Source organism: Nostoc sp., from assembly GCF_036916655.1.
In the GTDB taxonomy this organism is placed as follows: domain Bacteria; phylum Cyanobacteriota; class Cyanobacteriia; order Cyanobacteriales; family Nostocaceae; genus Nostoc.
The window spans coordinates 1-12,596 of the sequence record NZ_JBALFY010000072.1 but is presented as its reverse complement, the minus strand read 5'-3'; the positions used below and the strand labels follow the sequence as shown (position 1 = coordinate 12,596).

The 12,596-nt window shown below is 44.6% G+C and carries 16 protein-coding genes and 1 tRNA gene; 12 read left to right on the top strand and 5 right to left on the bottom strand.

Annotated features, from left to right (window positions below; all coding sequences use genetic code 11):
• Positions 1–6: 6 nt before the first annotated feature.
• The gene (locus V7L31_RS20905; RefSeq protein ID WP_334698028.1) at positions 7–243 is read right to left on the bottom strand and encodes a hypothetical protein; all 237 of its coding nucleotides are present in this window, start codon (positions 241–243) and stop codon (positions 7–9) included.
• Between V7L31_RS20905 and V7L31_RS20900 the strand changes: the two genes are divergently transcribed.
• The 4 genes from V7L31_RS20900 to V7L31_RS20885 all read left to right on the top strand — a co-directional run bounded on the left by V7L31_RS20900 (position 242) and on the right by V7L31_RS20885 (position 1,675).
• On the top strand, positions 242–364 hold the full coding sequence (locus tag V7L31_RS20900; protein ID WP_334698027.1) for a hypothetical protein: 123 nt from the start codon (positions 242–244) through the stop codon (positions 362–364). The two genes, V7L31_RS20905 and V7L31_RS20900, sit on opposite strands and share 2 nt — an antisense overlap.
• A 31-nt stretch (positions 365–395) precedes the next feature.
• A complete protein-coding gene (locus V7L31_RS20895; RefSeq protein ID WP_334698026.1) occupies positions 396–815 on the top strand; it encodes a hypothetical protein in 420 nt (139 codons plus the stop codon).
• Positions 816–893: 78 nt separating this feature from the next.
• On the top strand, positions 894–1,124 hold the full coding sequence (locus V7L31_RS20890) for a hypothetical protein (protein WP_334698025.1): 231 nt from the start codon (positions 894–896) through the stop codon (positions 1,122–1,124).
• Positions 1,121–1,675, top strand: coding sequence for a hypothetical protein (locus tag V7L31_RS20885; protein ID WP_334698024.1), 555 nt, complete (start codon positions 1,121–1,123; stop codon positions 1,673–1,675). The genes V7L31_RS20890 and V7L31_RS20885 overlap by 4 nt, the downstream gene beginning before the upstream one ends.
• Positions 1,676–2,227: 552 nt before the next feature.
• Here V7L31_RS20885 and V7L31_RS20880 read toward each other — a convergent pair.
• Entirely contained in the window at positions 2,228–2,482 is a 255-nt protein-coding gene (locus V7L31_RS20880; RefSeq protein ID WP_334698023.1) for a hypothetical protein, read from the bottom strand.
• Positions 2,483–2,695: 213 nt separating this feature from the next.
• On the opposite strand from V7L31_RS20880, the gene V7L31_RS20875 reads away from it, so the two are divergent.
• From V7L31_RS20875 to V7L31_RS20855, 5 genes are all read left to right on the top strand, one after another.
• Positions 2,696–3,829, top strand: a complete 1,134-nt coding sequence (locus V7L31_RS20875; RefSeq protein ID WP_334698022.1) for a hypothetical protein — start codon at positions 2,696–2,698, stop codon at positions 3,827–3,829.
• Positions 3,830–3,916: 87 nt separating this feature from the next.
• Entirely contained in the window at positions 3,917–4,126 is a 210-nt protein-coding gene (locus V7L31_RS20870) for a hypothetical protein (protein WP_334698021.1), read from the top strand.
• Positions 4,127–4,169: 43 nt separating this feature from the next.
• Positions 4,170–4,967 (top strand): hypothetical protein, encoded by a 798-nt coding sequence (locus V7L31_RS20865; protein WP_334698020.1) that lies wholly within the window; start codon positions 4,170–4,172, stop codon positions 4,965–4,967.
• Positions 4,964–5,575 (top strand): HAD hydrolase-like protein, encoded by a 612-nt coding sequence (locus tag V7L31_RS20860; RefSeq protein WP_334698019.1) that lies wholly within the window; start codon positions 4,964–4,966, stop codon positions 5,573–5,575. Before V7L31_RS20865 ends, V7L31_RS20860 begins: the two co-directional genes overlap by 4 nt.
• A 39-nt stretch (positions 5,576–5,614) precedes the next feature.
• Positions 5,615–5,932, top strand: a complete 318-nt coding sequence (locus V7L31_RS20855) for an ArsR family transcriptional regulator (RefSeq protein ID WP_334698018.1) — start codon at positions 5,615–5,617, stop codon at positions 5,930–5,932.
• A 12-nt stretch (positions 5,933–5,944) separates the two neighbouring features.
• On the opposite strand, the gene V7L31_RS20850 is transcribed toward V7L31_RS20855, so the two are convergent.
• Together V7L31_RS20850 and V7L31_RS20845 are read right to left on the bottom strand one after the other, a co-directional pair.
• Entirely contained in the window at positions 5,945–7,021 is a 1,077-nt protein-coding gene (locus V7L31_RS20850; protein ID WP_334698017.1) for an integrase, read from the bottom strand.
• Positions 7,022–7,158: 137 nt separating this feature from the next.
• A tRNA-Val gene (locus V7L31_RS20845) sits at positions 7,159–7,231 on the bottom strand.
• 143 nt (positions 7,232–7,374) lie between these two features.
• On the opposite strand from V7L31_RS20845, the gene V7L31_RS20840 reads away from it, so the two are divergent.
• Together V7L31_RS20840 and mazG are read left to right on the top strand one after the other, a co-directional pair.
• Positions 7,375–7,962: a metal-binding protein gene (locus V7L31_RS20840; protein ID WP_334698016.1), complete on the top strand. Its 588-nt coding sequence runs from the start codon at positions 7,375–7,377 to the stop codon at positions 7,960–7,962.
• A 41-nt stretch (positions 7,963–8,003) separates the two neighbouring features.
• Positions 8,004–8,828 carry a nucleoside triphosphate pyrophosphohydrolase gene (gene mazG, locus V7L31_RS20835; RefSeq protein WP_334698015.1) on the top strand — a complete coding sequence of 275 codons (825 nt, stop codon included), beginning with the start codon at positions 8,004–8,006 and terminating at the stop codon, positions 8,826–8,828.
• 108 nt (positions 8,829–8,936) lie between these two features.
• On the opposite strand, the gene V7L31_RS20830 is transcribed toward mazG, so the two are convergent.
• On the bottom strand, positions 8,937–10,127 hold the full coding sequence (locus V7L31_RS20830; protein WP_334698060.1) for a transporter substrate-binding domain-containing protein: 1,191 nt from the start codon (positions 10,125–10,127) through the stop codon (positions 8,937–8,939).
• A gap of 322 nt (positions 10,128–10,449) precedes the next feature.
• On the opposite strand from V7L31_RS20830, the gene V7L31_RS20825 reads away from it, so the two are divergent.
• Positions 10,450–12,570, top strand: a complete 2,121-nt coding sequence (locus tag V7L31_RS20825; RefSeq protein ID WP_334698014.1) for a PAS domain-containing hybrid sensor histidine kinase/response regulator — start codon at positions 10,450–10,452, stop codon at positions 12,568–12,570.
• Positions 12,571–12,596: the final 26 nt, after the last annotated feature.

The following is a 12,596-nucleotide window of genomic DNA, read 5'->3' as shown; positions in this document are numbered from 1 at the left end:
CAAAAATCAGCTTTTCACCTCTGTTCGCAATTCGGTGACGGCATCTTCTAGGTGTTGCGCGACTGAGCTAGGAATTGCTCTCTGACTCAGGGTTACTTTGGAGAGCGCGTCTAGTAGGTCTTCGAGTAAAAAACCTTCTTGATTCAGCAGATTGAGAAAATCTTTTACGAAGGGGACAAGCGCTTCCCCACGAGAAATCCGCAAGACCCAGCGAATGGTTTTTTGTTCTTCGACATCGATCATGTTTTTCTCCTGTTATTGCTCTGAAAAGCGATCGCACCCAAGTCATCAGTTACGCGATCGCACAATCTTCATTGAGTTTTCAGTAACTTTGCTGCAACAGACAATAGTCTCAAAAGCGTAGAAATGAGGTAGCTATTTTTACCTCTACCCCTATGTTTAATATCAGAAGGCTGGGTGCTGTTTTATCTGTTGCTGCTATCTCCCTTTTTAATTTCAATGGGTTGGCGTTTGCCGAAACGGCTCAAGACGCTGAACAGTTTTTGACTGTTGGAACTGACAGTGATGGCGTTCCGTTTAAGTTAGATACTCAGACTATGGGGAAAAAAGATAAAAAATTTGGAGAGGTTCTTAAGATTTATCAACTCAAGAATGATTTGATGTATGAACACATGCTTCATGCTTCATGCGGTGACGAAAGATTGTGGATAGTCGGGCATAGAGTTTACAACGGCAATACCGGGAAGAAAATAAGTGAGGAGAAGGAAGATAAGGAAATTCCTGCTCATGGGGATAGCCCTGGTAGCACTGCAATGAAGTATTACTGCCAAGCTATTAAAGCTCGTGGCTGGTAGTTCCTGAAAAATTTTTCAACAAGTGGTTAGACGTGAGTTGGTTTTGGGATTGCTAGTTATAAGTCCTATTCCAAAGCCATGAATAATCCAACTAAGAAACCGATACAACCACCTATTCCACCTAAGCAGACAAACCCAGCCGTTGATGAGCTTGTAGCTTTGCGTCAAGAGATGAGTGAGTTTAGAAAGGATTTTGCACAATTTGGTAAAGAACTGTCTCTCAAGATTGCTTTTGGCGTTATTGGCTCGGTTATTTTGTGTTATTTCGCTATCGGACTTCTTTCCTTGATTTTTAGTGGGGGAAGATGATGAAAAATAATGCACCTTTTTTGACTCCCAACCCTCAAGAATTCAAACTTCGTATTGTTTGGAGTGCTGATGGCTCTACCAAAATGGCCGCTGAATTCTCAAGCTGTAAGTGGCTGCCTCGAATTGGCGAAACTCTCGTTTTACCAATAGATGAGACGCGCAAACCTAACTCTTGGCGTAAGTTCAAGGTGTTTGATGTTGTCTATGATTTTCAGAATCAGACTGTTCGAGTTTTGTGCAGCCCGATAAAATCTCCGACTTCACCCGATGTAAAATCGCTAATCTCAAAAGTCCAACAACCTAGAGATAACTGGGAAGTTTGGGAGAACGCGATGCAGACAAGACCTGTATCCAAGCCGATAGAAATAGAAAATGATTTTGGGCTTGAATATCAACTTTCTCAGATCGACACTGGGGAAGATGTGGATGAGTGCTTGCAAAGGCTCAAAGCAGAGCTTTTGAATCCAACATCAGCATCTAAGCCTGTAAAAAATGAACAATACGTAAATGAGGATCTGGAGTCTTTCAGAAAAGAACTAGACGATTTGTGAGTCACCTTAGTATTGTCCGATTTGTAGCAATGCTAGAGCGAAATATTCAGTTTTCAAGGTTCTGTCAAATCATCGGAGTTTGTTTTAGCTCCGATGATTTGGTTTATCCAAGGTGAGGCAATAGCGACCGTTGGCATCCTGTAGGGCAGTTGTGCCTTAAAAAGGTTACTGATATCAGGGCAGCGGGCGTTGTTGAGGTTCCTTTGGCTTGGGTAGGTGCGAACAGCAAATGCTTACGACAAAAGCTGTCCGCGGTTGGTGCGATAACGTCTGTTAGCCGGGGTTATCGCTTTGGTGGGCAGCAGACATTGGACAAAGGTAATGTCTTTGTCTCTGTCTGAGTCGGGGCGATCATTTCCTGTGCGAGAGGAACGCGATCGCTTTCCTAGAGTATATACACATACATAGGCAAACATCAAGGCATGTATAGGAATTATATAGGCAATTAAAAGCCCTGCTTTTCTGTTGAAGCAGGGCTTTGTTTTTTGGGATCTAAATTAAGAACTTGTTGCCGCCAACGCCTGAGAGATTCGTTTTCCTCTCTCAGGCGCTCTATTCCCCCAAGGCTGTCTGGAGCCTAGCAAGCATCTCTTTCTCGAAACTGGCGAATCTCTCTTCCAACTTTTCTTCCAGCTTGGGTAGCCACTCTTCTTCGCTACTCTTGGGCTGCTTTCCTAAGTATTGCTTCATGTACGTAACGAGCAGTTCTGTTGCGCTTGTACCATCTGCTTTAGCTTTCTGGATGAATTCTTTTTTTATTTCTTCTTCAACGCGGATATTTAGCTGATTGCTATCACGAGCTGCCATCGCAAGCCTGACTCCTTCTGTTTACCTATATGTATATACATTAGCCTATCCTAGCTCCCCTGCCTAGACAATGCCGTTTTGTCTATGCACTGTCTTGACGTTTGTCTGGCTATTGTATATACTGTTGTCTATGCACCAAAAAGGCGATCGCCCACTTACCACGGTCAGCAATCGCCTTGTTTGGAACCTTAGTACAAACATCAGGTAAAAAATATGGTACAGCCAATTCATTCCAGAAAACAACTTGAAAAATTTTCCATAAGCGAATTGAGGGCTGAGTGCGATCGCCTCTGCATTCCCCGCCGTCGTAGCATCAAAGATTGCATCACAGACATTCTTGCAGCGCAGCCACAGCCTAAAAAAGCGCTGGTCGTAGCTGATAAGCAAGTGATGCCTGCGTCCGCGCAATCTGAAATTGAAGAGCAGACCGACGACTATTTATTTCATAGCGATGAAGAACAACCTACCAATTTACCCAAGGTTGACGACACCACTTATTTTATTGGTTGTTTCCTCCTCCGTTGTGCCCAAGTAGGCGGGGATTATGCGGTCGTGTGGGATGTGCATGATGAGAACAACACACTGATGGGCGAAATCAGAATGGGGTGGGATTGCTTTTGGTCTCACCCTATGAGTTTTGATATGTTCGCCACACCGCAAGAAGCTGTTATTAATTTGTACGAATCACTTCTTGTCCTGGTGGAAGAACAGCGCACACAGCCTGAAAAAGCGATCGCGTTTGATAAGGTCGCTGATGGTAGATGGCAATCAATTGTGAACGGAATGTTTGTGAGAATTACCAGCGTTCAGGATGGCTACAAAACTAACCTCACCGGTGATGTTGTGCTGGCTGACTACGTGACAGCTATCAAAGAAAGTTTGTTAGCGGTTGCGAGGCTCCAACCTTCCGTTGTTGAGGAAGTCTTGACCGAAGTTAAGCCCGAATTTGAAATTTTTACAACCAGACTCCCGAACGTGTTTGCGATTCATAGCCACAAGTCTGGACAACGGTACGAGGTGTACCCCGACTCCAATTCTTGTACCTGCCCTCACTGGTTGCACCGTCACGAACAAGAGGGCTTTAAGGATAAGCACCTTGATGCAGTAAAAGCAGCTTTGCAGTCTGGCATCCCGTTAATGCGGGAGCCACAGACTGATACAGAAAAATTAATTGAAAAATTTACTGATGAATTCGGGTGGATCGGGGGAGGGCAAATAGCACAAGCAAGAGTTTGGCTTGAATCCCGATTTGGCAGTGATTTCACAGAAGCAATTCTTTCTGGAGAGGCTAAAAACAAGGCACTCCAGCAGGAAGAACAAATGGATAAAGAAATGGCGAACTGGTAATTATTTGAAATGCGATTTTGAAATGCGATCGCCTGCCCCGTCAAGAACGGCGATCGCACCCGTCCACCTTTACTACAAAAGTGAATCATGAAATATATAGCACATATTGGAATTACTGTGTACATAGCAGCGATTGCAGGTTTAGCTCAGGGTCAAGAACCCCACAGAGGAGGTTGTAGAGACCATAGAAACGATTGTCTTGTGAGTATTGTGGCAGCCAAAGATGATGGGGGATATGTGCCACCTAATCATGGCGGCCCTGACACAACAAACGGAAGTGGCACTCGATATAAGTAGTTTATTGGGGGGTACAATGTGCCCCCATTCAAGTTGTTGAATTATGATTAGCCCAGAAATAAGAGTTGAATTACGTCGGATTCAGGCTGAACTCAAAAAGCCTTTCCCTGCCAAACTACACGAATTTAGAGAGTTGCCTGGAGGTGGTAAAAAATGGGTATTTCTTAAATGGCAAACTATTCGTGAAAAACTAGATGAAGTTGCCCCAGAATGGATATCTGATTATTCAGAAATTCAATATTTGGGAAATGACGCTATTTGTCGTTGCGGGATCACAATACTAGGGGTGCGAAAAGAAGCGATCGCCAGCGTCCCTATTTCAATCACTAGTAGTAGTGGTAAAGAAATGAGTCGGGGTAGTGCAGCCGACAGACTCGCGGCGGAATCTTTGAAAAATACGGCCGAGGCATGGGGCGTTGGGCGATATTTAGACGATCAAGTTTTCACTATTCGTTACCTTTGGGAGCGAATGAGTGAATTGGATGATGCGGCGTGTGGTGAAGTTCGGCGGTTATCTGAGCAGTATAAAATCCAAATGAAGGCTGCACAGCCCAAAACCTTGCACAAGCCCAACGCAACCCCAGTACAACTTAAAACCAATTCTGCCCCTGAAAATATAAAAATCCCAGCATCGCCAATCGCGCCAACAATTCCTGACAGAGGGTTAATCAATGCCGAGATTGATTCGCTCTTGAAACGGAAAAATATCTCGGTTAAGCAAGCCCAGGATGCTCTGGATGAGTTATTTGGTGTGCGATCGCGACAACATTTAAGTGACAATCAACTTACACAATTTTTAGACTATTTGAAGTCAACTAAGGAGGTTACAACAATCAAATGAATATTTTATTTGTCGATATTGACGGAACCCTGACCGAAACAATTTTAGGGCACACATTCAAACAGCATCCCCAAGATGTGAAAATTATTGAGGGGGCGGATAAGGCGATCGCTCACTTTGCTGACTTAGATTGGTTAATTGTGGGAGTTTCTAATCAAGGTGGATGTGCTGCAATCAATCCAGAAACAGGGAAACCTCGCAAAACAATTGAGGACACCATTGCTGAGATGCAATTTACCCTTGAGTTGTTACCTCAGCTAACAGCAATTTATTTCTGTCCTGATTTTGAAGGTAACGATTGCTGGCGAGTGTCATCACTTGATGCTTATGAAATTAGCGACAGAGAAGCACAATTAATAGGAGAATTCCGCAAGCCGGATGCAGGAATGCTAAAGCTGGCGAAACTATTTGCAGAAGATGGCGGGGAGGATGTAGATGAAATCTGGATGGTAGGCGATCGCCCCGAAGATGAGCAGTGTGCCATCAATGCCGGGATTAATTTCTGCCCGGCTGTTGTGTGGCGCGATCGGTTTAGGGCTGGAATATTTGATCATCAAGTTACGCCAAAGCAATTAAAATTTTTGGAGGGCATTGAACTTGGCAAGTGAACGATGAAGGTGTTATCCCTATTAGGGAGTGAAACTATTATGTACAAACCAACAGCCGATAGACTAAAAGAAGGTGCATTAGCAATTGAAAAATTTCGCACCCTTGCTGATTCTGAGCAAGAGTGGTTGCTGGAACTTTTAAAGATAGGTAAATCGGCTGTATTGGCACTAAAAATTCTAGATGCTATTTCCATTAATCCCCTGACATTTGAGGAAATCGCGGATATTTGTGAGTGCAATCCGCAGACGGTAAGCCAGATTCTTAATGCTCTGGAACAAGGCGGAATGACAATTCAGATGGATGAAACCTCGGCTTATGCGCCAACTGGCAGACCTCGGAAACTGGCGAGGCGCTAGGGTGCAACGTCCTCAAACCGAGCGACTTTGCAAATCCTCAAACACTTTTGCATGTTCCACTTCTGAGATCCAGCGATTGTATGTCGCCCAGTGAACATTAGGGCTATGCCCCATCCATGCTGCCATAGTGGCAACTGGCACTTTATGACGGACACTGCCACGAATCGCATAGGCGTGCCTTAAATCGTAGGCATTAAAAGGCACGTTTTTGCGGTCAAACGTTCGGCTGACCCGTTGTCCGTAATCTCGGTACATTTTGCCTGTGCAATTTGGTTTTTTAATTTCCCATAACTGCCATCGTGCTGCCCATTCTGGATGCAATGGGTAACACAGTCGCTCCCCTGTTTTCCCTTCAATCACATGACAAACATGGGGTGCTATAGGCGAGATTTCACAAAAAAATATTTCATGATCACGCAATCCGTAATTCGCCATCACGCTGTATGCCCAAAGCCAGCTTGGAGAATTTTCAAAAAGCGATCGCACCTGAATTATCTCATCATCAGTGGGTATCTGGCGTGGCTTGGTTTGGGCGTTGCCATAGTTACCAATGTAGGGTTTGAGGTCTACTTTTATCCCTACCAACTCAGCTAATATCTGCAATTTTTCACAAGTCCGCTTGCGGCTGCGGCTATTAGCGGTAGTGTTTGTAGCAGCTGCTATAAGTGAGGAAATTGCAACTTCTCCCTTCAAATTTTTAAAGGCCGCTTCATAGTCGTTCTTCCAAGTAAATTGTGCGTTGGGCGTGTCACCTTTTTGGGCAAAGTAATCGCTGCGTAGCTTTTCTATCCACTCTGCCCACTCCCCAATCCCCTTCTCCTGTTCATCTATAAAATATCGGCTCCAATCGAACTCGCCTCGTGCCAGCAATCCACCAACAATCTTAGCCTCGGCTTCCGCTCGTTGCAGTCCGGCGGGATTGGCGTAAATGCCCAGTGCTAAATACTGCTGATAGGGTTTGATTTTATTGCTCCCTGGTTTAGGTGGTAGCGTGGCCCGTAATGATAAGCGATCGCCCCTAGCCTCAACTCTTACGCCAATCAACGCTTTTTTTAGGCGATCGTTGATAACCTCAATTGTCAGTTTCACTGTGCTAATCCTGAGCTAAAATTACTCTGTGATTGCGGGTAATTTCAGGTGATTTAGGATATTAATACTACCGTGAATCGTGATGGCAAAGTTATGGTTTCAATTAAAAAGCCGCCACTTGGCGGCTTTTCCAATTATGGGCAGTACCAGACTCGAACTGATGACATCCTGCTTGTAAGGCAGGCGCTCTACCAACTGAGCTAACCGCCCGTTTGACTAATCCTTAACTAATATAGCAAAAGATTTCGCATCACGCTAGTAGTTTCAAGAAAATCTTTTTTTCTCTTATACTGACTCAGTATTCAGTTACTCGGCACTGGCTCAATGCCCCGCTATCGCTAATAGGATTTAGGATGCCCTCTGGTCGAACGCACGATCGCATTACTATGTATGCTCTGCCATTGGTGGCGGGCGTTACTTTCTGGCAAACTCGCAGTAGCAGTGCGACTTTGTTGGTTGCAGGCGGGTTTCTCTTTGGTGGGCTGATGTTTGGCCCCGATTTGGATATTTACTCTGTGCAATTCCAACGCTGGGGTTTCTTGCGCTGGATTTGGCTACCTTATCAAAAAAGTCTGCGGCATCGTTCTTTTTTATCCCACGGGCCGATTATTGGCACGATTTTGCGAATACTTTATCTGGGATGTTTGCTTGCTATTTTGGCAATTTTCGTTTTGGCGATCGCTCAAAGGTTATGGAATCTGAGTTTTAGTTGGCAGGATTTGGGAGGAAATTTGGGGCGATCGCTCGTGCAATACGATACTGAATATATCGCCCTGTTTTTGGGGTTGGAACTTGGTGCGATGAGTCATTCTCTCAGCGATTGGGGGGGTTCGGCTTATAAGCGGGTAAGAAAACAGGGGGTTCGGGGGTTGCTTCCTAGTGGCAAAATTAAGAGGCGGAAAGTGATGAAAGGTAGTCGTCGGCCGAGAGTAAAGAAATAATTTTTTTAAACGCAAAGGAACCCTGAGGGAAGCGCAGAGGTATGGAAAATCAAGAAGAGAGTTTAGCGGCGTTGCAGGAGTTGATTGAGGTGGTGGCGAAGTTGCGTGAGCCTGATGGTGGTTGTCCGTGGGATTTGGCGCAAACTGCCGAAACCTTGACTCCTTATGTGATTGAGGAAGCTTATGAGGTGGTGGATGCGATTAAGAGTGGGGATCAGGGTGCGATCGCAGAGGAGTTAGGCGATTTATTATTACAGGTGGTATTACAAGCCCAAATCGCTAGTGAATCTGGGCAATTTTCTCTTAAGGAAATCACTCAGGGAATTTCCCAAAAGTTGATTCGCCGTCATCCTCATGTGTTTGGTGATGTGTCGGTGGCCAGTGTGGATGAGGTGCGGCAAAATTGGGAACAAATCAAAGCTGCGGAAAAGGGTGAAGCATCTCCAGAGGCGCAAAAATTTAGTGCTAAACTCGCTCGTTATGGGCGTACTCTTCCCCCACTGACGGCGGCGATGAAGATTTCTCAAAAAGCTGCTGCGATCGGGTTTGAATGGGAAAATATTCAGGGTGTTTGGGATAAGTTTCATGAGGAGTTGGGAGAGTTTCAGCAAGCTTTAGCTGAGGAAACACCCGAACGGCAAGAAGCCGAATTAGGTGATTTACTATTTGCCGTGATTCAGCTAGCGCGTTGGCATCATCTTGACCCCAGCACGGCTTTACAAGGCACAAATCAGCGCTTTGTCCAGCGATTAGAAAAAATGGAGGCGGTTGTTGACCGTCCCCTTTCTGATTACAGTTTGAATGAGTTAGAAAAATTGTGGCAGCAGGCAAAAGCTCAACTTGCCAAAGAAGGGAGTGGGGAGTAGGGAATGGGGCATTGAGAATTAGGCACAAGAGGCAGAGGTGCGGAGGGGCAGAGGGGCAGAGGGGAATAGACTTACTACAACTGCTCCCCTGCTCCTCTGCTATCTTCTTCAAGATTTTTGAGCATCGAACCACTTATCATAAAGCGATTGATAAGTGCCATTTTCTTTGAGATTCAGCAAGGCTTGATTAATCGGTTTGCGGTAGGGACTATTGTTAGGCAGAATGATGCCGTAGCTTTCTTCACGCAAGATACTACCAACAAGTTGTACCTTCCCCTTACCTTCATTGGCAGTATAGAAGAGAAGTACAGGCGCATCAAACACCACGGCATCAGCCTTTTTTGTTTGTAGAGCATCGTAAGCTTGCTCTATCTTGGGAACTTCTAAAATTGAAATATGATGTTCTCGCAGGTATGTGGCTGCTGTGCTACCCGCAGTTGTCGCCACTACCTTGCCGGGTAAATCGTCTACACTCCTGATATCACCCTGAAGCTGTTGTAGTGTCAATGATGTGGTAGCGCTGGCTGTAAAGTAGGCGACGAAAAGTACTCCAATAAACATCCAGATTACAGCTATTAAACGTCCTATTACTCCCTTGGGCATTTCATCAGCTTGGGTTGCTAATGTGGCAGCTGCCCACCAACAGGCTTTAAAAATTCCCGGAAAGTATGATTGAGAAATCATCCCATCTTTGTGGTGGCGCTCAGATAACCAAATAATATGGGCTGCTACGACAATTAGCACTAGGGCAATGCCTATTACCTGCAAAAGGCTAGCAGAGAAAAACAATTGCAAAATATTTGGAAAGGCACTGTTATTCTTCTCTGGGTTTCTTACCATAATTTGCAGTCCCCCAGCAAAAATAGGTAATGAGAAATCAAAATTCTGCTCGCGTTCGGCTGTAATTGAGATGGCTGCAATCCCCAAGTTAGCTTTTTTGTCCTTAATAGCAGAAAGCAGTTCTGGCACAGAGGAATATTCAATAAATTTCGACTCTGTACCTATTTGATTAGCGATGCTGTGCCAGAGATCGATACTGAATCCTGATAGCTCACCTTTGTTTGACAGCACAAAAGGCGGTATAACTCGTGTAGCTACTAATAATGATTGTTGTGGTTGTGGTTTTTGGGTTTGTCCTGGAGACGCCATTAACAACAATGCCAGAATTGTGCTTACTAATCCTATGCAGGTATACAATGCTAAGAAACCCTTGGTTTTGTTTTTACGGTCATATCTGCCAATCAGGCTGTTTCTCCCAGTCATAAGTTGGTGAAATTGACTAGTGATCGCATTTATCATCAGAATTTTCTTAGGGTTATGTGCAATGTTCATTTATCATGCCCACCCTATATCAAATATCACGTTCGCGATCGCCCAATTTTTTCAGATTTAGGGGGATTGGGTATTGGGGACTGGGATTACTTTGCCTATATTAGGAATCGTATTTGATTGCGTGAAAAAACTCAGCACACGTCTATTCCCCTGTTCCACGTTCCCTATTGAAACAAACCTCTATCTTTTGAGCAATAGTTTAAGATCAGCTTTTAGCGTACATTTGGGTTTATACTCGACTAAATGTTTTCTCTGGCCTGCGCTTTTTAGTCTTTGCAAAGTGAGCAACATGGATGTAGACGAATTTAGTCAACAAGTAGAGACATTGCGCTCACGAGTGACGGGATTATTGCAAGGTACTGCAAGTCAGCCCTATTCACAACAAGAGCTAACAGCAGAAGCTTTTGAAGAACTTCAAATTACTTTAGAAGAACTGAAAATCGCCTCAGAAGAACTACAAGCAACACGAATGGTAGTAGAGAAAGAGCGTCAGCGCTACCAAGAATTATTTGATTTTGCGCCTGATGGTTACTTGGTAACTGATACATTCGGCACTATCCTGGAAGCTAACCATGCTGCTACCTTACAACTCAATCTTTTACAGCGATTTTTGATTGGCAAACCGCTGCTAACTTTCGTTGCCAAGCCAGATCATCAAGCTTTTTTTAATTACCTAACTCAGTTGCAGCAGCTTGACAGAGGTGGGGAATGGGAAGTCTGCATACAACCACGAGAAAAAATCTGTTTTGATGTTGCGTTAACAGTAGTTACCGTCCGTAACGAGTTAGGTAAGGCAGTTGCCCTGCGCTGGTTAATGCGCGACATTAGCCAGCGCAGGCGTTTAGAGTCGCAGCGCCAGCAGTTATTTGCCAATGAACAAGCTGCCCGAATTGCAGCCCAAGCGGCAGAGAGGCGCTCTAATTTTTTGGCTGAAGCAAGTCGCATATTGGTATCTTCTTTGGATTACCGTACTACCCTAACCAGCGTCGCCCAATTAGCATTACCTACCCTCGCCGATTGGTGTATTGTGGATGTCGTCGAAAATAATTTGGCAGTTTTCAGTAACCCAGTCATCGCTGCATCTGAACCCACGAAAGAAGAACTGATCCGAGAACTGCAACAACGCTATCCAATTCCTGTTGATGCTGATTATGGCCCACCGAAGGTTTTACGCACTGGTAAACCAGAACTACTTATAAATATTCTTGAGTCTTCATTAGAGAAAAAGGCCTCGAATGAGGAACATCTAAATCTGCTACGCCAACTCCAGATTAAGTCTCAGATGGTAGTACCACTGTTGGTGCATAAACGCAAGCTGGGGACAATTCTATTTGCGTCTGCACAACCAGGACGATATTACACTATTGCAGACTTAGAAATGGCTGAAGAACTTGCTCAACGAGCAGCGTTTGCCATTGAAAATGCCCAGCTTTATCAGCAAGCCCAAGAAGCTAACCGGATTAAGGAAGAGTTTTTAGCGATCGTTTCTCACGAACTTCGTACACCTCTCAATTCTATGCTGGGTTGGGTTCAAGTAATACGTACTCGCAAATGGGACGAAGCAACTATTTCTAAAGCATTGGAGACAATTGAGCGGAATGCCAAACTTCAAAGGAAACTGATTGAAGATATTCTAGATATTTCACGGATTGTACAAGGTCAAATCCGCTTAAATATCCGTAAGCTTGATCTTGTACCGATAATTCAGGCGGCTATTGCAGCTATACATCCCACCTCTGAGATTAGGGATATTCAAGTTGAGTCTAATCTTGACTCCTCTGTTGGTCAAGTTATGGGTGATGCAGAACGCCTCCAACAAGTCATCTGGAATTTGCTCTCTAATGCCGTCAAGTTCACACCTAGCGGAGGACGAGTTGAAGTATGTCTGGAACAGGTAAACTCAAATGTGCAGATAACTGTCTCAGATACAGGTAAGGGAATTAGTGCTGACTTTCTACCTTATATCTTTGAGCGTTTCCGTCAAGCTGATAGCACAACTACTAGAGTAGAAAATGGTTTGGGGTTGGGGCTAGCTATTGTCCACCACTTGATAGAAATGCACTCAGGTACAGTCTACGTAGTTAGCGAAGGGGAAGGACAGGGAGCAACATTTACAGTGCTGTTACCTCTAGTAGAACCGCAAGTAAAGCAGCTAATCAACGAGAGGGAAGTAAAAGTCGATAACCTCTCATTGCTCGACGGTTTGCAAATACTCCTTGTAGATGACAATGCCGATACGCGTGAGTTAATTGCCTTCATTCTTGAAGAGTCTGGAGCTAAGGTAACGGCGGTTAGCTCAGTAGGTGAAGCCTTGGAAGCACTAGAACAATTACAACCGGATATTCACTCTAGTAATTTACAGGAGTGGGGAATGGGCAAAATCTCCATTTCGTCACTTAGAGGGCTTTAACGCCATGTAATGCATTGGCGATAAAA

What these genes read in the sequence shown, in the direction of transcription:
- V7L31_RS20860 (WP_334698019.1), top strand. Translation starts at nt 4,964, where the DNA reads ATGAATATTTTATTTGTCGATATTGACGGAACCCTGACCGAAACAATT.
- V7L31_RS20865 (WP_334698020.1), top strand. Translation starts at nt 4,170, where the DNA reads ATGATTAGCCCAGAAATAAGAGTTGAATTACGTCGGATTCAGGCTGAA.
- V7L31_RS20895 (WP_334698026.1), top strand. Translation starts at nt 396, where the DNA reads ATGTTTAATATCAGAAGGCTGGGTGCTGTTTTATCTGTTGCTGCTATC.
- V7L31_RS20885 (WP_334698024.1), top strand. Translation starts at nt 1,121, where the DNA reads ATGATGAAAAATAATGCACCTTTTTTGACTCCCAACCCTCAAGAATTC.
- V7L31_RS20830 (WP_334698060.1), bottom strand. Translation starts at nt 10,127, where the DNA reads ATGATAAATGCGATCACTAGTCAATTTCACCAACTTATGACTGGGAGA.
- V7L31_RS20890 (WP_334698025.1), top strand. Translation starts at nt 894, where the DNA reads ATGAATAATCCAACTAAGAAACCGATACAACCACCTATTCCACCTAAG.
- V7L31_RS20900 (WP_334698027.1), top strand. Translation starts at nt 242, where the DNA reads ATGTTTTTCTCCTGTTATTGCTCTGAAAAGCGATCGCACCCAAGTCAT.
- V7L31_RS20905 (WP_334698028.1), bottom strand. Translation starts at nt 243, where the DNA reads ATGATCGATGTCGAAGAACAAAAAACCATTCGCTGGGTCTTGCGGATT.
- V7L31_RS20840 (WP_334698016.1), top strand. Translation starts at nt 7,375, where the DNA reads ATGCCCTCTGGTCGAACGCACGATCGCATTACTATGTATGCTCTGCCA.
- V7L31_RS20875 (WP_334698022.1), top strand. Translation starts at nt 2,696, where the DNA reads ATGGTACAGCCAATTCATTCCAGAAAACAACTTGAAAAATTTTCCATA.
- V7L31_RS20855 (WP_334698018.1), top strand. Translation starts at nt 5,615, where the DNA reads ATGTACAAACCAACAGCCGATAGACTAAAAGAAGGTGCATTAGCAATT.
- mazG (WP_334698015.1), top strand. Translation starts at nt 8,004, where the DNA reads ATGGAAAATCAAGAAGAGAGTTTAGCGGCGTTGCAGGAGTTGATTGAG.
- V7L31_RS20870 (WP_334698021.1), top strand. Translation starts at nt 3,917, where the DNA reads ATGAAATATATAGCACATATTGGAATTACTGTGTACATAGCAGCGATT.
- V7L31_RS20880 (WP_334698023.1), bottom strand. Translation starts at nt 2,482, where the DNA reads ATGGCAGCTCGTGATAGCAATCAGCTAAATATCCGCGTTGAAGAAGAA.
- V7L31_RS20825 (WP_334698014.1), top strand. Translation starts at nt 10,450, where the DNA reads ATGGATGTAGACGAATTTAGTCAACAAGTAGAGACATTGCGCTCACGA.